A 21,825-nucleotide genomic window follows, 5' to 3' on the forward strand; every position below is an offset into this window, starting at 1 on the left:
TAGTCACTAGAATTTATTGGAATTCTTTTTTTGTTAAGCAAAATTCCAAGTTATTCAAAAAATAGATCTAACAAAAATAAATATACTTCATTCAAATATAAACCGAATGATGTTGAGTATTGACAGCTCATTTTAATGACTGCGCGAATCTTAAGGATAGTTAGAAACCAAGGATTTTTAAAATACTCATTAAAGACATTTAATTAACGCTATATTCTCGGAGCCCCTTAATGAATCGCAAGTCTAAGGATTTTATTCCTTATCATGTTACATTTATCGCGTGGATAAATATTGCAACGCAGATTAGTTTTCCTTTGGCATCAATTTTTTCACCTGTCGCAGCCAATGCATTTACAGAACAAAACCATCAACAACGCACGTTTTTATTACCAAAAAAAAATACGCTTACTTTAAAAGAAACTCTGCCATATACACTACAAGCGGGAGAAACAACTCAAAGTATTGCCAAAAAATATAATATAAGTTTGGAACAATTACGTCAGCTTAATCAATTTAGAACGTTTTCACACAATTTTGAGGCCCTAAAAGCCGGCGATGAACTGGATATTCCTATAGCTCCGTTACCGGTTTTAGAATGGGAAAACGAAAAACCAGTTTATATTCCACCAGAAGCGCCGAGTGAAGGAGAAATCAAACTGGCACAGTTTGCTTCCAAAGCAGGTCAGTTTTTTACAAAGCAACCTAATCATGAAAAAACTAAAGCATTCACCCAAGAGCTCATCACGACCGCAGCAAGTAGCTATCTGCAAGATTGGTTTAATCATTTTGGTAGCTCACAAATAAAGCTGGTCGCGGATAAAAAATTTTCATTAAAAAATTCGCAAATTGATTTACTGCTGCCTATTTATGAAAACGAAGAAAGTTTATTCTTTACTCAGGGTAGTTTTCACCGTCAAGATAAGCGTATTGAAACCAACCTCGGTTTTGGTGCACGCTGGTACGGTGAAAATCAAATGGTTGGCGGGAATACCTTCTTTGACTACGATATATCGCGTGGTCATTCTCGTTTAGGATTAGGTGTTGAATATCGCCGTGACTTCTTAAAATTGTCAGGCAACAGCTATCATCGTCTTAGCAGCTGGCGCAATGCTCTAGAATTAGTCGATCATTCGGCTAGACCATCTAATGGATGGGATCTTCGCGCAGAAGGTTGGCTACCTATCTATCCACATATTGGTGGAAAGCTCACTTACGAACAATATTATGGTGATGATGTCGCTCTATTCGGTACCAAAAATTTACAACGTGATCCATATTCCATCAATGTCGGCCTCAACTATACTCCGATTCCATTAATCACATTCAATGCGGAACATCGCCAAGGAAAAGCCAGCAAGAAAGATTCGCGAATTGGTTTACAACTGAACTACCAATTTGGCAAAAGCTTGAAGCAACATTTGGATCCAGAGTCCGTCAATGCATTTCGCTCACTCATGGGCAATCGTTATGATTTTGTCAGTCGTAACAACCATATCGTTTTGGATTATAAAAAAAATGACGTAATCCACTTAAACATAACGAACTCTGTCACAGGCTACGCAGGGGAAAAGATCCCTTTAAATTTCACAGTAACCAGCAAATATGGCTTAAGTCACATAAAATGGGATGCTGAAGCACTGGTTGCAGCTGGGGGGCGCATACTCAATGAAAATGGTCAATATAGCCTTGTGTTGCCTTCCTATAAAAATACCAAAAATGCAAACAATTACACCATTACCGCCATTGCTATTGACAAGAAAGGAAATACCTCTTCCAAAGCCATTATCCGTGTTTCGGTTACTCAACCTGCTATTCACACCCTAAAAAGTGTCGTTTCATCCAGCAAAATTGATTTAATCGCTGATGGCAAAAGCAGCCAAAAACTGTCGTTATCCATTAAAGATAAAGCAGGAAATGTCATTGACCTGGCGCCCAAAGAAATCATGCTTGAGCGAGCCACAACTCGAAAATTGAAGAGAGCGATGCCAGCTAGGGGGTTAAAAGCACCACCACCAGCCAAATACACCACCATCAGCCCATTTTTTCGCTTAGCGGCCGGACAATATGAAGCGACATTAACCGCAGGCACTAAGCCTGAAAGCTTTATATTGGTTCCCAAAGTCCGTAATGCCGCCTTCCCTGAAATCAAAGTCACTATCGTTGCGGATACGACAACGACTCAAGCCACAAAGCCAACTGTCAATACCCAAACCCCTCAGGTCGCTAACGGAAACGCGCCTGTGGAGGTGAAAACACAGCTTAAAGATGCGAATGGCAACCCTATCATTAATAGTGTAGTGACTTGGAGCTCCAACAAAGATCCGCAAAAAGTGATATTCACCCCTGTGAGCAGTACAACAGATAACAACGGCTATGCCACCACTCTCGTCAACAGCACACAATCTGGTGATGTAGTGATCACCGCAACACCGTCGACGGGTGCGCCACAAGATGTCACGCTGACATTTATCCCAGATGCCACCACTGTGGTGGTGCAACCGCAAAATATTAACATTACTCAAAATGGCTCAACTGCTGATGGGAAAAAACCCAATTTGGTGTCAATTACCATTACCGATCAATTTGGCAACCCATTACCAAATATCGATGTGCAATTTGCAACTGATAAAGGAACTCTCGCCAATACCCTCATAAAAACGGATGCTAATGGGGTTGCGCAAACCGCGATCACCAGTACGCAAGCGGGTGAAGCGAATGTGACGATTACTGTGGATGGCAAAGACGTCCAACATAAAGTTCAATTTGTGGGAGATAACTCAACACCGCAAATCGCAAAACCAATCATCAACCAGGCAACGCAAATCGCCGATGGTCAAAAGCCAATTGAAATCACAACAAAATTAGTCGATGCCCATAATAACCCACTGCCAAATACGGTCGTAACATGGAGCTCAAATAAAAACGCCAATGATGTTCAGTTTGCGCAGCAGACCACTACAACCGATGCTAATGGTCTAGCAACCACCACTATTACCAGCACTGTGGCAGGGGAGATCATCATTACAGCCACTGCGCCGAATGCGACACCACAAGAAGTGAAAGTGGATTTCTTGCCTGATACCACAACAGCTGTGGTGCAATCGAATAATATTCAAGTATCCCAGCCAAACACTGTCGCGAACAGTCACTCGGCAAATACCATTTCTATTACCGTGACCGATGCAAAAGGTAACCTACTTCCAAATGTCGAGGTCGCATTCGCTACAGATAAAGGAACATTAGCTGATAGCAAAGTGACCACAAACAGCCAAGGGGTTGCACAAACCGCTATTTCCAGCGATAAAGCTGGAGATGCTACCGTGACGATCACCGTGGATGGCAAAGATGTTAAACAGATTATCTCGTTTGTTGGGGATAAAAACACACCACAGGTTGTGAAACCGACAACCAATACAGCCTCACAGATTGCCAATGGTAATAAGCCATTTGAAGTCAAAACACAAATTGTGGATGCCAATAATAACCCGCTGCCAAATACCGTAGTTAATTGGACATCAAATAAGAATGGCAATGAGGTTAGCTTCTCTGAAACCAGCAGTATCACTGATGCCAATGGCTTTGCTATAACTCAAGTCACCAGTACTGTTTCAGGTGATGTCGTGATCACGGCTGTAACACCTAACGCCACATCACAAGACATTAGCCTTACATTTTTACCGGATTCAACCACTGCAACGATTAAACCTGCAGATCTCACTGTCGGCTCAATGATATCCGTTGCGAATGGAGTGACAGGCAATCCAATTGCAGTTACCGTGACCGATGCTAATGGCAACGTTGTTCCAAATGTTGAAGTTCAATTTGCAACCAATAACGGTTCTCTGACTGACCAAAAAGTGATGACAGATAACCAAGGTGTGGCAAAAACCACCATCACTAGCAAGCAAGCTGGAGATGCCAAAATTACAGTGACTGTCGGTGGAAAATCGTTTGATAAAACTGTCGTATTCATTGCAAATATACAAACGGCGAATGTCAGTTCAGTCATGCCAGAAGTTAAAAGTCAGTATCTCGCCGATGGCAAAATGACCGTCACTTATACTGCAAAAATTGTGGATGCCAATAACAACCCTGTTTCTGGTGTTGATGTCGACTGGCTGTCTAACTTAAGTGCATCGGAAGTGAAATTTAGCCAAGTAAAAACCAAGACCAATACCCAAGGGGAAACGACGACCACCATAACCAGCACAAAAGCTGAAATGGTGGTCGTGACAGCATCGACAAATGGCGATGGGAAGATGGCAAAAGAGATTCATTTTGTTGCCGATAAAGCCCAAGCTAAAATCACATCGTTAAACGTCAAGCAATCAACTATCGTGGCTAATGGCGTGGATAACACCGATGTTTACGTCTTCGTGGAAGATAACTACGGTAACCCTGTTGAAGGTATAGATATTCAATTACAGACGAACAATGGTGCCGTACTCACCGTGGTCACACCGTTCTCTAAAACAGATATCAATGGCTTGGTTCACGCCACACTGTCTACCTCACAAGCTGCCAATAATATTATGGTTGCAGCAGTATTAGCGAACAGTAGCCAACAACCGATTTCGAGCACCGTAAAAGCGGTCGCTGATAATACGACGGCAACGGTGACGATTACATCATCAGTGAACCAAGTGCAAATTCGCCCACAAGCCCAGAAAGTGTTACTGACGGCAACTGTCGTTGATAACCTGAACAACCCATTAGTTGAAACACCTGTCACTTGGCTCAGTGATAACAACACACTGAGTATAAACACCACACGTACCGATCATCGAGGGCAAGTTACCGTTGAGTTATCGGGCTATATTGCAGGAGAAACGACGGTCACCGCACAACTGCTTAACCGCCGTGAAGCACAGGAAAAAATTCAATTTATTGCTGGAGATGCAAACCCACTATATAGTTTCTTTGAGATTAAACCACAAACTATTGTGGCGAATAATCGTGAACAAGCGACAGCCACGTTGACCTTACGTGACCAATGGAATAACCCAGTTACAGGGCAAACAATTGATTGGGATAGTAACAACAACGCCATTACATTTACGGATTCAAAAGAGCTAGCGAACACCGGTGAGTACCAAGTTAAAGTGAGTGGTAACCTTGCTGATACCATTGATATCACAGCTAGAAATGGTGCTGTTTTCAAACAGAAAAGCCTCGGTTTAATTGCAGACAGCGCCACCGCGCTCATCAAGGACATTAACATCACCAGTAACGCCTCAGTTCCTGCTGATGGCATCAGCCGCATTACTGTACAAGCAACCATTACAGATGCCGCCAATAATCTGGCGCCTGCGGGTATTGCTATTGGTTGGCGTAGTGATGTTGGTGAGCTATCACAACCCGTTAGCCGCACAGATAATAACGGTATTGCCCAAATTACTTTAACTAGCACACAAGCAGGAAAAGGCAACGTCACCGCCATTTTAGGTCAAAATACTAAGCAAACCGTTCAAAATATCGAGTTCTTAGCAGGGAACGTTTCTAGCAGCACCTCAAGCGTTGCGCTGAGCACTCCATCATTAACCGCAGCAACAGGTGAAACTGAAATTACCGTTACGCTGAAAGATGACATTGGAAACCGACTGGGTAACTTGGCGAATAAAATCAAGCTGGATTACTCAACTGATTTGGGCTTAGCAAAATCACCGACTTTCACAGAGATAACGCCTGTAGGAACCTATCGTGCGAAGTTAAACAGCACCAAAGCAGGCAAGACAGACATTACAGTCCTTGTTGATGGTGTGGCTTTGAACCAGATATCCCCTCTGACTGTAATTGCTGACACACAAAGCGCACAGGTACGTGGTAATATCCAGATTTCAAAAACAACGGAAACCGTCGGCAATAAAGTCACTGTCAGCGCCCAGTTTGAAGATGCTAATGGTAACCAACTCGGCGCAGGTATTCCTGTATTCTGGACGGCTAATGATGGCAGTCAATTGTCGGATAACCAAACAACCACTGATGCTAATGGACGTAGCGAAATTACCGTTCAACGTAATGATGTTGGTTATGCAAATATCACCGTTAACTTAACATCGCAAAACACGAAAACTGCCCCAACTATCTCCTTTACACAAGGCGCGATTGATGTCAGTAAAACGGTATTCAATGTAACCCCTGCCACAGTTGTGGCGGGTCAACCTGCGACGGTTGAGCTGATATTAAAGGATCAGTTTGGTAATTTATTAACCAATCAAATACCTGCTATTCAAATCAGTAGCAATAACAATGATGTAAGAATTGCTTCGGTAACGATGCCATCGGCTGGGGTATATCACGCGGTTGTGAGCAGTGATAAAACAGGTGTTGCCATATTATCAGCAAACCTCAACGGCAGCGTATTGTCGCAAACCTTAACGTTGAATGTGACCAGTGACAAAGCTACTAGCATCATCACCAGCGTAGTTCCCAGCACCAATAACATTCGGGCGGGTAATAGCCAAGGCGTAGTTTATACTGCCAAGGTTGTGGATCAGTTCCATAACCCGGTACCGCAGGTAAATGTCTCATGGCACTTACAGGGTAAAGCAGAACCTTTCCCACACTCATCAATAACAGATATTAACGGTAGCACTAAAATTACGGTCACCAGCCATACCGTAGGTGCATTAGTGATGACAGCCGCACTTTCCGCAAGCGAAGATAAAAAAGCCGGTGTGGTTAACGTCCTTGCTGGTACGGTAAACATCGCCAACTCTACCTTTACGACCAGTAAAACTGATATTGGTCCAGATGGACTAGAAAGCACCTTGTTCACGGTTAAATTGCAAGATGATTTTGGCAACGCCTTACTGAATGAAACGGTTGATATTACAAGTAATGTCCCAACTCAGGATTTTACTATCAGTCCAGTCACCAATCACCAAGATGGTCACTACAGTGCAACAGCTACCGCGACGAAGCAAGGCACCGTTAAGGTCACAGCAAAAGTTGGCAATAAAACCATTGCCAATCCAATTGAAATCAAAGTCGACGCCATTAACCCAACGCTACGTTTTGACAACATGCAACAGCGCCTGACTTACTCTTCCGCGGTGAATAATGGTCAGGTTGTTAAGGGGTTACCAAATGGTGCTCAACCCATTTGGTCCAGTGATAACACCAGTATTGCCACCGTGGATCAACAAGGGAAAGTAAAGTTAAAAAAGGCTGGGCGCACCAAGATTTGGGCTCGCATCGATGGAAATGGCATATATAAATCCGCAGCGGCTAGCTATGAGGTAGACATTGAAAAAGCCAAACCAAACTTAGTATTAACCAGTGTAGACACTATTTCCGCAGTTTGGTCGGATAACCAAGCTCACGATATTCAAACTTCATTTGGTAATACGGATGTCACTACCGCCATTCCTCTCGAATATGTCAGCCAAAATACTAACATCGCCCAAATGGATTCTGTTTCTGGTGCAATTACTCAGGTCAAGCCTGGCGTCGCAAAACTGACAGTGCGTTCCAAAGAAACGGATCAGTTTGTTTCTGAAAGCCAAGATATTACCTATAACCTCGCAAAAGCACGTTTTAATGTTAATTTTAACCAACAAGAGCAAGAAATTACGGATCAGCGTAATCTTTTTAGGCTACAACAAACCAGTGTTGCTATCCCACCTAAAGCAGACATTGAATGGAACTCAGGAGCCAATAATGTCGTTAATATTGCCAAAAATGGCTCGGTTCAAAGCCTAGGCAAAGGCGAAGCCAATTTAACCATGACAGTAAAAGCCAATGATTACTTTGAGCAAAGTAGTGGTAATTATAAGGTCAAGGTATACACAAAGCCTTTAATTACGATAAATTCAATCTCTTATGGAAATAATGGCAACCAAGAAACTAACGCATCGTATTGGTCCCCCGTTTATACCGACGATAACCTAACGGTTAACTGGTCTGTCGCAGGAACAAGTGATTTTGATATGCCTTCTGATGTCAAAATCGTCATAACAAAACCAGATGGCGGGATAGATAGCGTTCCATCATCGGTTACTAGCGGCCCGCGTTCAAATACCTATGCGCCAAAACAAAGCTATTTGAAAAATAACCAAAAAGTTAAAGTTGAAATTATTGCTATAGGTAAGTCCCAACACAGAATTGAAAACCGAATCCAAGCTGTTGATGTTCCTATTGTTATAACTGAACCCAAATATATCGGAAACTTATCTATTAGCTATAAGACTTTCGCTTACGTCGTAGGAGACGACGTAGTTGATAACGATAATAGTTGTAATCCTACTTTTGCTGTTTTCAATAACCATCGTAATGCGATTGTATTCCCTAAAGTATATATTGGGTTATCAGGAAAACAATTATTAGAGAATATTCAGGTGAGTCATCAGATATTAAAGTCTGAATATAGCGGGAGTGAATCGTTTAGTTCAGATAGGCTAACGTATCCAGTACTGACAAATCCAACTCATGGTCTAGATACCTATGAGTACACATATTCACAGGTTAAGAATAAGGCAATAAAAAATGAATGTTATACGAATCATAAAGGTAACGGAAACCTCACCACAATACTAGAATTTGCAGGCCAACAATCTAAACTCCAAACCCATTTCTCTTGGAGGGGTTAGTAACTTATTCCACAGGGCGCTTTGCGCCCTGTGGGGTTGATGACAAAGAGGGATAAAAAAACGTGGTTTTTCCCTCTTTGTGTTATCAGGTGAAAATCAATAAATTGTAACGCCTAAGTAAATACTCGCCTAAGTAAATACTCGTAAGATATTAGGGATTTTTAAACATATGCATAAATCACAATATGAATTTTATTACCTTATTGATAGCCGTATAACGAATATTTATACTACGAAGATTAAAACAGGAAATCCTTTACTACTAAAGTGGCATACCATTTAGTACCATTTGACTTAAAAGGATTAATGCAAAATTTTAATGTTAATCATCATAAAAACCTCTCACTGACTCACCAAATCTTTGATACTAAAATAACTATCACTTTAGAAAAACAAAAAAGAAAATAGAAATCAAAATATTTTCATTTCTATTAAGATGCCTAGAATCTACATATTTCACAAAATCATAGAAAATTGATCAAATAACGATCTTCCTAGATTGATGCCTTTATGAAATAAATCAAAAACCCAAAACAATTAAGCCAAATCACAGAGGTTAAATATAAAAATATAATATTGTTAATGTTTTATTTTCTGTTTTTTTGGTTTTATATATCGATATAAGACAAATTAATGATTTATTGTGTTGATCAAAAACAGTACACTGAAATTTACATTTGTTATAACATTGCATAGATTTAAATTTAAATCATTGAAAATAAAAAAATAATTCTCAAGCCAAATATTTAAAATTAATAATCGTAAACATGTAAATATTTAAGGCGTCATTTTGGGACTAATTGAAAACAATTATAAGGATAGTATATCATTCAGTGAGTGGCACTTGAGGGTCACTATATATTTAGCCAAAATTTAAAAGGCACAGATTATATTAAATCACTTTTATAAAATCTGAAAAATTCACATTGATTGTTATCTCAACAATATAATTTAATAGAGAATATTTATGAATAGAAAATTTCCTGTCGCTTATGCTGTCGGACAAAAAATCAAGTCATTAAGAAAGTCTCAAGGTTATACTGTGTTTCAATTAGCACGAGAATGTAATATCAGTGAACAACAGCTATTCCGTTATGAACGAGGTGTTAATCGTATTGATATTGATTGCTTAGCTAGAGTAACAAAAATATTAGATGTTAATATCAGTGATATATTTTGTGATGTATTTCAAGACAATCAAGATACTAAATACGAAAATAAAATCCAAGAATCCGTTGAGTCTTACGCATAATGTGCGTAATTAGCATTCCGTATTAACTTCAATTATTTCTTGATTTTAAAAAGTCCATATATGATGTTCCTGTATAAAAAGTAAAAGCCTGTTTTCAGGCTTTTACTTTTTATTTTACTTCGAGTTCTGTTTTGCCAATATAGAAGCCTTCCACCTTTGTTTGCGCTTTTCCCTCACAAGCACTACCCTATATGCTGTTTTATTCACCAATCTGCAAAAGACCATGTCACAACCAACTACATTAATGCAGCGATTCGGATTTGATTCTGACCGTTTACGCTTTGCAATGATCACCGCCTGCGCATCCATTCTCGCGCTATTTATTGCAAAATATTTTGGACTTACTCACCCCCAATGGGCGGCAATGACTGTATGGGCTTCCGCGCAACCTTGGCGTGAAAACTTATTAGAAAAAAGTTGGTGGCGGTTTGCTTGCACCGTTATTGGTGTCGTTGCAGGCATTGTACTCATTCAAATTCACCTAATCAGCCCATTATTATTTGTGATCGGTTTAGCCTCATGGTTAGGTGCATGCAGCGGTATTGGACAGCTACAAAAAGGCTTTGTGGCTTATGGCACTTTTTTAGCGGGCTATTCTGCCGTGATGGTGAGTATGCTCAGCGTTCATGCCACCGACAATATTTTTTCCGTTGCATGGGATCGATTTTGGACTATTTTAGTGGGTGTATTATGTGCGGTTTTGTTTAATTTTTTATTTACCCCCAAGCGTGAACAAGCATCCATCATCGCGTTAAAGCAACAAATTGATCAGCAGTTTTACACTATGTTGCACCGTTCTTTATATAGAAAAGAGTCGATTAAACAACAGGACATTGACGCTTTATGGCAGCAAATGGCCACCTATGATGAACAGTTAGAGGCCAACCGTATTGGGTGGCGTTATCACCGTAAACAAGTCGTAAAAGCTCGCCAACAACTACTCGCTCAAAGCCAAATTTTGCTACAACTTGATAAATTTAAAGAGGTAGCGGCATTTCCATTTCCATTTCCAGCGACACTACCGACTGAATCACAATGGAAACATATCCTGTCTCTGTGCCCAACTGGCGTATTGAAAAATCTCTTAATCCCGCTGTTTTATGTGTCAAAAGGGTTATCCATCAAGGCACAACACCGTGTAGATAAGCTAAAACTCCACCATGACCGCATTGCCGCTTGGCAAACTTTTGCACGCTCGTTTGTTGCCATTGCCACCGTCGGCTTACTCTGGTTAGCGACTCAATGGCAAGCTCTCGCCTATCTAACGCTAGGTTTATCCGTGATGATCGCATTGTTCGCATCCCTTGATTACCCTGCAAGGTTTATGAAAAACATCTTTACGGGACAATCTTTTGGGGCACTTTCCGCGTTGGTTTGTACTTGGTGTCTATGGCCATTCGCATCATCATCATGGCAAATGACCTTATTCATTGTGCCCGTTATCATCAGTGGAATTTTAGTTTTCGCCCACAAGAAACTGATTTTAATCGCCTTTGATTACATTATGGTCTCTTTGATCTTACTGCAACCAAACTACCCTTTTACATTAAGTTTTCCAGAAAGCCTCGGTAATGCCATCGCCATTATTTGTGGACCGTTAGTCGCGATGGGGGCTTTTTATTGGATTTACCCAACAAATCCGAAGAAACGTTACCAAAACCTTATTTTACTCAGCGAACAACAATTTAAGATGGGTCTTCATAAGATTATTTCAGGACAAAAACCATCAACATCACAGATGAGCCATCGCCTATTCAGCGGGTTAATATTGGCGCGTAAGAGTGATTATCCATTTGATAGAACAATACAATTTTTTGCCATCCGCCACGCTATTTGGCTCAATCTGATGCAAGTTTATAAACAATTTTCTGACTCTGAATCACACAATCGCGCCCTAAAAGGACTCGTTTTACGTTTGCAGCACCCACAGACTGATGTTGAAAAAATTCACCGTCTTCTGCAAACACTATTACGTAGGCAACAAAATAGTGCTGAATTACGTCAATTATATAATGATGTTCACCTCTACCTATATTATTTAGATAATAACAATTGAATATAAAAAATAACAATCAGTGAGAGATTGAAAACAATAAAATAAATTATCGCTCTAAATTGATTATAAAAAATAAATCTCTTATTTAAATTATAGAACCCCAGCATATCATTAATAAATAATAAAAAAATCGAGGGTTTATTTAAAAAAATTTTAAGTAAACCCTCGATAAACCCAATCTATCACAAACGTAAAATTTGTTATATTTTCGTTTAATATCAGTAATTTGATAAATATCATACAACCCTCTCTTTTTCACTCTTCTGTTTGACTTACCCAATTCCTATTTGCATAGTGGTACTCATAATAATTTTTATACTTTTCTGTTTTTTATTTTCAATCCTGTCTATTCCAATAAATTTAAATATATCTGATTACAACTTATGAAAGAGGTTTTCATGACTAGGGAATTATTTTCTACTAATGAAATGAAATTATTATTTGAAAAATTAGCATCCTTTACGGTTTATCCTGAAAATAAAGGTGTGACACGTTTGGCCTATACACCCACAGACCAATTGGCACACCAATACATGATAGAAACCATGCAAAAAGCTGGGTTTACTGTTCGCCAAGATGCGATAGGGAATATTTTCTGCCGATTACCGGGAAAAAATCCCAACTTACCTGCTGTTGGCACTGGCTCTCATTTGGACACGGTTCCTAATGGTGGTGCTTATGATGGTACGCTTGGTGTCGTGGCAGGGTTTTATGCGTTGATGCAATTTGAGCCACAGCAATTATCCCGTTCCCTTGAACTCGTTATTTTCAGGGCGGAAGAATCCAGCCGATTTGGCTTTTCCTGTATTGGCAGCAAAGTGTTACTTGGGAAAGTTGATCGTGAAAAGTGGGCTCTCAACCGAGATGATGATGGACGCAGTTTTTTCGATGTCCTCGATAGTCTTGGTTACCCAAGCCACGAAATTGAACAGTGCCAATTGGCGGACAACCATTATTCAGCGTTTATCGAAATGCATATCGAACAAGGTCGGCGCCTTGAACTTGAAGAAAAATCAGTGGGAATTGTGAACGGAATTGCCGCGCCAACCCGCTTCCAAGTTCAGGTGACAGGGCATGCAGATCACTCCGGTGCCACGCCAATGTATCAACGCCACGATGCATTAGTGGCCAGCGCCGCCATTATCAGTGATGTGAATCGCGCGGCTTGCCGTGAATCTGTATGGGGAACCGTCGGTACCATTGGGAAACTCAATGTATATCCAAATTCCATGAACGTGATTCCCGGTGAAGTGAACTTCTTAGTCGATATTCGCGGTATTGAGCCAGAAAGTATTGCCCGCGTTGCCACTCACTTGAAAAATTCCATTAAAAAATCTGAACAAGACAACGATGTTTCGATTCAAATTCGTGAAATTTCAGCAGAAGCACCGGTGAAATTAAATAACGAGATTTGTCAGTGCATTGAACAACATTGCCTTGAGCAAAACATCGGTTATATGACCATGTTGAGCGGTGCTGGTCATGACTCTATGAATCTCGCCCAAAAATTCCCAACCGCCATGATTTTCACACCATCAAAAAATGGGATTAGCCATCACCCTGATGAATTTACGGATTTCGATGACATTATTATTGCCGCCAATCTATTGAAAGATACCCTGCATTCTTTAGCGAAATAAAGCGTTAGCAAAATAATTATTGGCAAAGTGAAAAAAGCCGCTGGGAGATTACTCTCTCAGCGGCTTTTCCCATCATCCAAAATTACATTAATGACACCAAACATCCGGTATACAGCTGATAGGCTGTTAACATCTGTTTTTCATCGAAATCAAAATTAGCTTGGTGATGCCCTGCGGTTCTGTCTGCACCGACAACAAAATACAGAGATTTACCCCCATGACGCTGGACGCGTTTTGCCAAGATAGTGGCATCTTCGCTACCGCCAAACGGGCGAGTCGCCACTGCCGTTAATTCCCCATGTTGCCCTACCACACTTGCTAAGGTATCAATCAGCTCTTGGTCATTGGTTAAATCAACCGCTTCTCCCATCACTTCACTTTCCATTTCTAACTGGAAGCTGTGCGCGGAACCTTCTGCCATGCGAATCGCATTTTCGCTCATAAAGCGGTTAATCTCTTCATTTTCACCACGGACTTCTATCTGCATTTGCGCATAGGATGGCGTCACATTTCGCCCTTCACCGGCATTCAGTACTCCAACGTTAATGCGCGACATTCCTTTACCGTGTCTTGAAATTCCCAACATTTGCGTTGTGGCATGACAAGCGCCGGCTAACGCATTACGCCCCAATTCAGGCTCAGCTCCCGCATGGGATGGTGCGCCTTTGAAACGAAAATCCAGTTTTGTTGTGCAGAGGAAATGGGTTGGGTTAATCACAATTTCACCGCTATTGGCAATGAACCCTAAGTGCGCCCCTAAGAAATAATCCACATCATCCACAATGCCACTTTCTGCCATCGCTCTCGCACCACGAACGCCTTCTTCCGCAGGTTGGAATAACAGTTTTACTTTGCCAGATAAGCTCTCTTTATTTGCCACTAACCAATGCGCAACCGCTAAACCAATCGCGATATGCCCATCATGGCCACACGCGTGCATTTCGCCAGGATGACAAGAGCTAAAATTATCATTTTTTGGTCGATGGGTTTCATCGGTACTTTCTGTCACGCCGACACAGTCAATGTCAAAACGTAGTGCGATTGTCGGTCCCGCTTTGCCGCTATCGAAAATGGCAACACACCCTGTCAGCTCCTGCATTTCAGCCAGCAGATTTTCATCAACTTGGTGCTTTCTCGCCACCGCTAAACCTTTATCAACCACTTTTTGTTGGCGTCCAAAGGCATATTCAGGGTTGATCACTTGCGGGCCCACTTTGACGTCCAAGTTTAAACGACGCAGTTCTTCAACGATTTTTGCTGTGGTTAAAAACTCAGACCAACCAATTTCCGGGTATTGATGAAATTCACGACGCCATTGAGTCAGTTGTTCTAATGTAATGTTTGACATGTTATCTCCTTAAAATTAAAGCATGATGAGCGCAATGAAGATCACCCCAACAATCATGCCGGGCGCAGTACGCTTCACAATTTCCATCGGGTTCACATTGGCTAAGCCTGCACAGACGATAGCTGCACCTGCTAACGGTGACATGGTTCTACCCAGTGCACCTGAAATTGCAGAAGCCATCCCCAAGTCAGGAATTTCATAACCAAATTGCTGGGCAAATGGTGTTACCGTTTCGTTGAAAGCAAACGCGGCTGCATCACCTGAACCCGTGATAATTCCCATTAAGAATGGGCCCAATGTCCCACCCCAACGTGCAAATTCAGGAGAGTGGATCAGAAAACCAATAAAGGAATCAATTAAGCCAGATGCTTTGAGACCCGCAGAGAAAACGGCAGCAGCGATGATGATCCCAAGAACATCCCCATAAGCATTCCCCATTCCTTTAAAAAACTCTTTAGTAATGGTTGAAGGGTTAGTACGCGTGATAACTAACGCATAAATTGCCCCGATGACCATCGCTGCTGGCACACTGATTTGATACGCTTTCAGTGCATCCATAAATGGCAAAATTAATAGAATCAATGGAATAAACGGCGCTGTCGCGTAAAGATAATTTGGTTGCTCTGCCGCTGCGTTTTGTTCTGTGCCTGCGGTGCCATTCACTTCAACAACCGCTTTCATGTTGTACTCTTTTTTCACTAAAGCCACTACCGCTAAGGAAACGGCGGCGATACCCCCAACGGCTAAGCTGTATGGCCCATGGCGAGCAATTAAGTCAACAATGCTCATATTCGACATCTGCGCCACAAATGGGTTATGTGACAACCCGGGACTCAGCATAGAACCTATCGTACCGCACAGCACGGCACCACCAGCAATAGCTGGGTGAATACGCGCAGCAATCAGTAACGGAATCAATGTCGCACCCACCGCAGCAGCACACCCAGCCGCAGAAGGGATCGCGATATTAATAAAGAAAGTCAGTACGACTGCCGCGGGGATCAGGAAAAAACCCAGTCGAGTCAGAACACGAGATAACACCAGTACTAAGTGTTTATCGCACTTGGTGTATTTCATCACATAGGCAAAACCCATACTGGAACAAATGGCTTGGATCAGCGGAGCCGAAACCATGCGCTCGCTAAATGCATTTAAGGCATCCATTGGCACAAGGCTAATAATACAAAGTACTAGCCCCGCAGCAATTAATACCATCCGAGTTTCATATTTTTTAATTAAAAGATAAATTGTAGCAACGATAACTAATGCCGCGATAATTTGTATTATCATGACTAACCTCTTTTATTCCCTGGAGAAATAGATAGAACAAATAAAGAAAAGAATGAATTTTTTAATTGGTAATTCATTGTGAACTTTAATTGTTTTATTTAATTGAGGAATATCAATTTTAATTCCCTATCTGGAAATTAACCGCCATTTTGTGATCAGCGCGATGTTTACTATAAAAAAATCATTCAAAATTAAAAAATATCCTTTAAAAACATAATCATGATCAACCAGAAAGAAACATTAAACTCCGTCAAAATGACTATAAAATTAACGTTGTTATCATTTCATTAATATTGAAACTCTTTTTTTACTCTTTACTTATTAAATGATTAAATATTAAATTACATAAATAATTAGATTTATAAATATAGATTCTCATTTAGATTGAAATCATGTTTAACTCAAAAAAATGAGTAATAAATCCCAATCAACAATTTAAATGCGTAATAATAAATAAAATATTAAAAGTTGTTTTAACATTATATTTTATTGAATAAATATAAATAAAAAAAACGAACCATCGACACCCACACATTCGGAAGTCTTTTATCTTAATTTCACGTTTTTTGTTTGTATCATTAGCTGTTTTGACCACAGATTTTCATCGTGATTTTATCTCACCCCATCAGGCCTTTTACCGTCTCACGCCCTTTCCAGTGACGCGACAGACTAGAATAAAAAATGAACAAAAGCATAATTCATTAATTCTTTTTAAGAATGTACGAAACCGTTTGCTTTTTATTTTTACGGCTATAGAATTCGTCAGATTTTTTTGGCCAGAGGAAAGCTACAGGAGGCAATTGTGTCCGGTGATAAAAATTATAGTCATGAGCCAGTACCCATATCCGCAAGAAAAGGCGGGCTCGCATTAACCTTTGTAATGCTGGGTTTAACGTTCTTTTCCGCCAGCATGTGGACCGGAGGCGCTCTCGGTACCGGTCTTAGTTTCAACGATTTCTTCCTCGCAGTTCTCATTGGTAATCTTATTCTTGGTGTCTACACCGCCTTCCTTGGTTTTATCGGTTCTAAAACAGGCTTAACAACCCACCTTCTTGCTCGTTATTCTTTCGGTATTCGCGGCTCTTGGCTCCCTTCTTTCTTACTTGGCGGTACACAGGTCGGCTGGTTCGGCGTCGGCGTTGCCATGTTCGCCATTCCTGTCGGTAAAGCTACAGGTTGGGATATCAACTTACTGATTGGTATTTCAGGTATTTTGATGACCGTCACCGTGTTCTTCGGTATTTCCGCGTTAACCGTGCTGTCCATTGTCGCCGTCCCTGCCATTGCTATCTTAGGAAGCTACTCCGTGTATCTTGCCGTGACTGATGCCGGTGGTTTAAGCGCTATGCAAATGGTAAAACCGGAACAACCTATCGATTTCAACCTCGCACTGGCGATGGTCGTCGGTTCATTTGTCAGTGCGGGAACTTTAACCGCTGACTTCGTGCGCTTCGGGCGTAAGCCGAAAATCGCGGTACTGGTGGCGATTGTGGCGTTCTTCTTGGGTAACTCACTGATGTTTATCTTCGGTGCGGCGGGAGCAGCTTCCTTAGGCATGGCGGATATCTCCGACGTGATGATCGCGCAAGGATTACTCTTACCCGCAATTATCGTGCTTGGTTTGAACATTTGGACAACCAACGACAACGCGCTATACGCATCTGGCTTAGGGTTCGCCAACATTACGGGCTTATCCAGCAAGACGTTATCCATTATCAACGGCTTAGTGGGCACACTCTGCGCACTGTGGCTGTACAACAACTTTGTTAGCTGGCTGACCTTTTTATCCGCAGCCATTCCACCGATTGGTGGCATTATCATCGCGGATTACTTAATGTATCGTCATCGCTATGCCACTTTTGACATGAGCAAAATGCGCGATGTGAATATCAGTGCGTTGATAGCCGTGGCTGCGGGTGTTGCCGCAGGACATTGGCTGCCGGGAATTGTCCCAGTTAACGCAGTGCTTGGCGGCGCTATCTGCTACGCCATCCTGAATCCACTATTGAATCGCGTACGCGCCACTAATTCGGAGATGACCCGTGCTTAATCAACATATTCAACATATCCACAATATCCGTTTGCCTGAGCGTGAAGGCCTGTGGCGAATCGATATTGAAAATCAACAAATTAAAGCTATCGTTCCGCAGCCCAAAGGTGAAGTATTAGCGAACAGCCTTGATGGTGAAGGTGGCTTAGCCATTCCACCGTTTGTTGAGCCACACATTCATTTGGACACAACGCAAACCGCTGGGCAGCCAAATTGGAACCAGTCTGGCACCCTGTTTGAAGGGATTGAACGCTGGGCTGAACGCAAAGCAATGCTAACCCATGACGATGTGAAACAGCGCGCTTGGCAAACGTTAAAATGGCAGATTGCTAACGGTATCCAACATGTTCGTACCCACGTTGACGTTTCCGATGCCACTTTAACGGCACTGAAAGCGATGCTGGAAGTGAAAAAAGAAGTCGCGCCTTGGGTGGATATGCAGATCGTTGCTTTCCCGCAAGAAGGGATCATGTCCTATCCAAACGGCGAAGAGCTATTAGAAGAAGCACTACGTTTAGGGGCGGATGTAGTCGGGGCCATCCCGCACTTTGAATTCACCCGTGAATATGGTGTGGAATCACTTCATAAAACTTTTGCGCTGGCACAAAAATATGACCGTTTAATCGATGTTCACTGTGATGAAATTGATGATGAACAGTCACGTTTTGTCGAAACTGTTGCCGCCCTTGCTCATCGTGAAAATATGGGCGCGCGCGTTACCGCCAGCCATACCACAGCCATGCACTCATACAATGGGGCTTATGCATCCCGTTTATTCCGTTTGCTGAAAATGTCAGGGATTAACTTCGTCGCCAACCCGTTAGTGAACATTCACTTACAAGGTCGTTTCGATACCTATCCAAAGCGCCGTGGTATCACCCGCGTGAAGGAAATGCTCGCCGCAAATATCAATGTCTGCTTCGGTCACGACGATGTGTTCGACCCGTGGTATCCACTCGGCACCGCAAATATGCTGCAAGTGCTGCATATGGGTCTGCATGTTTGCCAACTGATGGGCTATGGCCAAATTAATGATGGTTTAAAGCTTATCACTGAGCACAGTGCGAAAACGTTGAATTTGCAAAACTACGGTATCGATGAAGGGAAACGCGCAAGCCTGCTGATCCTGCCTGCTGAAAACGGTTTTGATGCAGTACGCCGCCAAGTGCCAGTACGCTATTCCATCCGCGATGGTCGCGTGATTGCCACTACGCAACCAACTGTGACTCAAATTCAACTCGACGATGTCGAGACGATTCGTTACGGCTATCAGCCACATAGCGAGAACTAAGCTTTACCCCAGCACGGGGCTTGTTGAGCCTGCAATCAATGAGTGCCCCGTGTTTCTTTCCTCTGAAATATCTTCATTTACCTCATTTTTATTGCTAAACCCCAGACTGTTTCTTTACAGTAAAAGTTTCTTTAATATGAATTAAGTCAAATAAAACGATTACTGGGTTTCCATGAGAATACTATTAATTGAAGATCACCTAAAAACCCAAGGCTGGGTTAAAAATGGCTTAGAAGAAGCCGGTTTTCTAGTGGATGTGGCTAACGATGGTCGCGATGGACTCTACTTTGCATTAGAAAACAATTATCAATTGGTGATCCTCGATATCATGCTGCCCGGTATGAGTGGCTGGGATATTTTAAAAATCTTACGTACCGCCAAAAGTATTCCCGTTATTTGCCTCACGGCTCGGGATGCCGTAGACGATCGAATTAAAGGCTTAGAGCTTGGTGCCAATGACTACCTTGTAAAACCATTTTCGTTTTCTGAATTATTAGCGCGCGTTAAAAACCAACTCAAAGTGAATCAACCAACCTCGACAACCATGACGATTGCAGATCTAAAGATAGACCTGACCCGTCATGATGTTGAACGCGGAGGAAAGAAAATAATCTTAACCCGCCAAGAGTTTTCTTTGTTGCTGTTTTTCGTGCTGCATAGCGATGAAATTTTACCGAGAACCTTAATTGCCAGTGAGGTTTGGGGCATCGATTTTGACAGTGATACCAATATCATCGATGTCGCCATCCGTCGATTGAGAAAGAAAATTGATGATGAGTTTGAAATTAAGCTTATCGAAACCATTCGAGGGATGGGATACCGCTTAAATAGGCCAATAGAATGAAAAAAAAGTCGCTGCGCTTTCAACTTATTTCCCTGTTTATCATTCTGATGGTCGCTAATGCTGGCATCGTGACATGGGTTTTGTATCACTCGCTGAAAAATGAGCTGTCAGAACAAGACAATAATTTGCTAGTAAACCGCGCGGAACAACTCGCTAAGTTAATTTCGGGTGGCATCGATATCAAAACGCTGCCGATGTATTTCCAAAGTATGATGGACATGCGCCAAGATTTAATCCAAATTTCTGATGCGAGTGGGCACATACTCGTCGCGACTAACAGCGAACTTCTGGATACCCAACCACTGCGGCTAGTTAACCTCGAGCAGCTCAATATCCATGCAATCAACCATTGGCAAACCACACAAAGCATTCCCATCTCCGCGGTCTATTTCGCCATGAGCTCACCATTAGGGCAGCTCCATGTAGTACTCGGTAAAGTCTCCGTCGATCGCAGCGGGGTATTAACCCAATATTTAACCCAAAGCGTGCTTGTGTCTGCCCTCTCAATACTGTTGATGGGATTACTGAGTTTATGGCTGTTGAAAAAAGGGCTCTCCGATATTCAATCACTGAGTCAGATCACGATCAAAACAGACGTTCATGCATTGAATGATCCGATCGATATTGATCAGCTTCCACAAGAGTTAAAAGAGCTGGGCGAATCAATGAATACCATGCGCCAACGGCTAAAACATGACTTTGTTAAACTAACCCAGTTCGCCGATGATTTAGCGCATGAGCTAAGAACGCCCATTAATGCTATTCGAGTGCAAAATGAAATTACGCTCCAGCGTTCCCGCAATGTGAGCGAATATGAAGAGGTCATCATTAGCAATATTGAAGAGCTCGATAAGCTGGCACAGATGATCCAAAGCACATTATTTATTGCTCGTGCTGAAAATAAAAACATTACGTTGAATCGAGAAAATCTCTCAATCTCAGCATTAGTGAATGAGGTTTATGAACTATTTTCTGCGTATGCAGAAGAGAAGCAAATTACGTTGTATTGTGAATCTTCAACTCTCACACTTGATGCTGATCCGGTATTACTCAGCCGTGTATTCATGAATGTTATTGCTAATGCGATTAAATACTCTCACCCAAACACTCGCGTGGTCACCCAAATCGTAGAGCTTCCCCAGCAACGAGAAATCCGCATCACTAACCAAGGGGAACCGCTACAAAATAGCACGGAAATTTTCACCCGTTTTTGGCGCGGAGATAATGCCAGAACCACGGAGGGAACTGGGTTGGGGCTGGCGATTGTCAAAGCCATTGTTGAACTACATGGCGGTTCGGTTAGCTTTGAACATAATGCAGGTACCAGCACTATTACGCTAACATTTCCTACAGTCTAAAATTTCCTACAATTAAGTAAGATGACAAATTTGTCATCTTACTGTCAGCCACTTTTATCACGCATTCGGTATAACTGATCTCATTCCTCTTTTTGCTATGGAGCG

The 21,825-nt window shown here is 41.9% G+C and carries 10 protein-coding genes; 8 read left to right on the plus strand and 2 right to left on the minus strand.

Annotated features, from left to right (window positions below; translation table 11 throughout):
- Window positions 1–230: 230 nt before the first annotated feature.
- The 4 genes from PR799_RS10070 to PR799_RS10085 all read left to right on the plus strand — a co-directional run bounded on the left by PR799_RS10070 (window position 231) and on the right by PR799_RS10085 (window position 13,539).
- Entirely contained in the window at window positions 231–8,591 is an 8,361-nt protein-coding gene (locus tag PR799_RS10070; RefSeq protein ID WP_272521919.1) for an Ig-like domain-containing protein, read from the plus strand.
- A gap of 967 nt (window positions 8,592–9,558) precedes the next feature.
- A complete protein-coding gene (locus PR799_RS10075; protein WP_036949907.1) occupies window positions 9,559–9,843 on the plus strand; it encodes a helix-turn-helix domain-containing protein in 285 nt (94 codons plus the stop codon).
- 223 nt (window positions 9,844–10,066) lie between these two features.
- On the plus strand, window positions 10,067–11,899 hold the full coding sequence (locus PR799_RS10080) for an FUSC family protein (RefSeq protein WP_272521920.1): 1,833 nt from the start codon (window positions 10,067–10,069) through the stop codon (window positions 11,897–11,899).
- Between the two features lie 398 nt (window positions 11,900–12,297).
- A complete protein-coding gene (locus tag PR799_RS10085; RefSeq protein WP_272521921.1) occupies window positions 12,298–13,539 on the plus strand; it encodes a Zn-dependent hydrolase in 1,242 nt (413 codons plus the stop codon).
- Window positions 13,540–13,621: 82 nt separating this feature from the next.
- On the opposite strand, the gene PR799_RS10090 is transcribed toward PR799_RS10085, so the two are convergent.
- Together PR799_RS10090 and dcuC are read right to left on the minus strand one after the other, a co-directional pair.
- Window positions 13,622–14,887: an amidohydrolase gene (locus PR799_RS10090; RefSeq protein WP_036949898.1), complete on the minus strand. Its 1,266-nt coding sequence runs from the start codon at window positions 14,885–14,887 to the stop codon at window positions 13,622–13,624.
- Between the two features lie 15 nt (window positions 14,888–14,902).
- Window positions 14,903–16,177: a C4-dicarboxylate transporter DcuC gene (gene dcuC, locus PR799_RS10095; protein ID WP_154602186.1), complete on the minus strand. Its 1,275-nt coding sequence runs from the start codon at window positions 16,175–16,177 to the stop codon at window positions 14,903–14,905.
- A gap of 802 nt (window positions 16,178–16,979) precedes the next feature.
- Between dcuC and codB the strand changes: the two genes are divergently transcribed.
- From codB to PR799_RS10115, 4 genes are all read left to right on the plus strand, one after another.
- Entirely contained in the window at window positions 16,980–18,227 is a 1,248-nt protein-coding gene (gene codB / locus PR799_RS10100) for a cytosine permease (protein ID WP_272521927.1), read from the plus strand.
- Window positions 18,220–19,518: a cytosine deaminase gene (locus tag PR799_RS10105; RefSeq protein ID WP_272521929.1), complete on the plus strand. Its 1,299-nt coding sequence runs from the start codon at window positions 18,220–18,222 to the stop codon at window positions 19,516–19,518. Before codB ends, PR799_RS10105 begins: the two co-directional genes overlap by 8 nt.
- A gap of 172 nt (window positions 19,519–19,690) precedes the next feature.
- On the plus strand, window positions 19,691–20,362 hold the full coding sequence (locus PR799_RS10110) for a heavy metal response regulator transcription factor (RefSeq protein ID WP_154626247.1): 672 nt from the start codon (window positions 19,691–19,693) through the stop codon (window positions 20,360–20,362).
- Window positions 20,359–21,720 (plus strand): heavy metal sensor histidine kinase, encoded by a 1,362-nt coding sequence (locus tag PR799_RS10115; protein WP_272521930.1) that lies wholly within the window; start codon window positions 20,359–20,361, stop codon window positions 21,718–21,720. Before PR799_RS10110 ends, PR799_RS10115 begins: the two co-directional genes overlap by 4 nt.
- The last annotated feature ends 105 nt before the right edge of the window (window positions 21,721–21,825 follow it).

The organism is Providencia sp. PROV202 (genome assembly GCF_028479565.1).
Lineage (GTDB): Bacteria > Pseudomonadota > Gammaproteobacteria > Enterobacterales > Enterobacteriaceae > Providencia > Providencia zhijiangensis.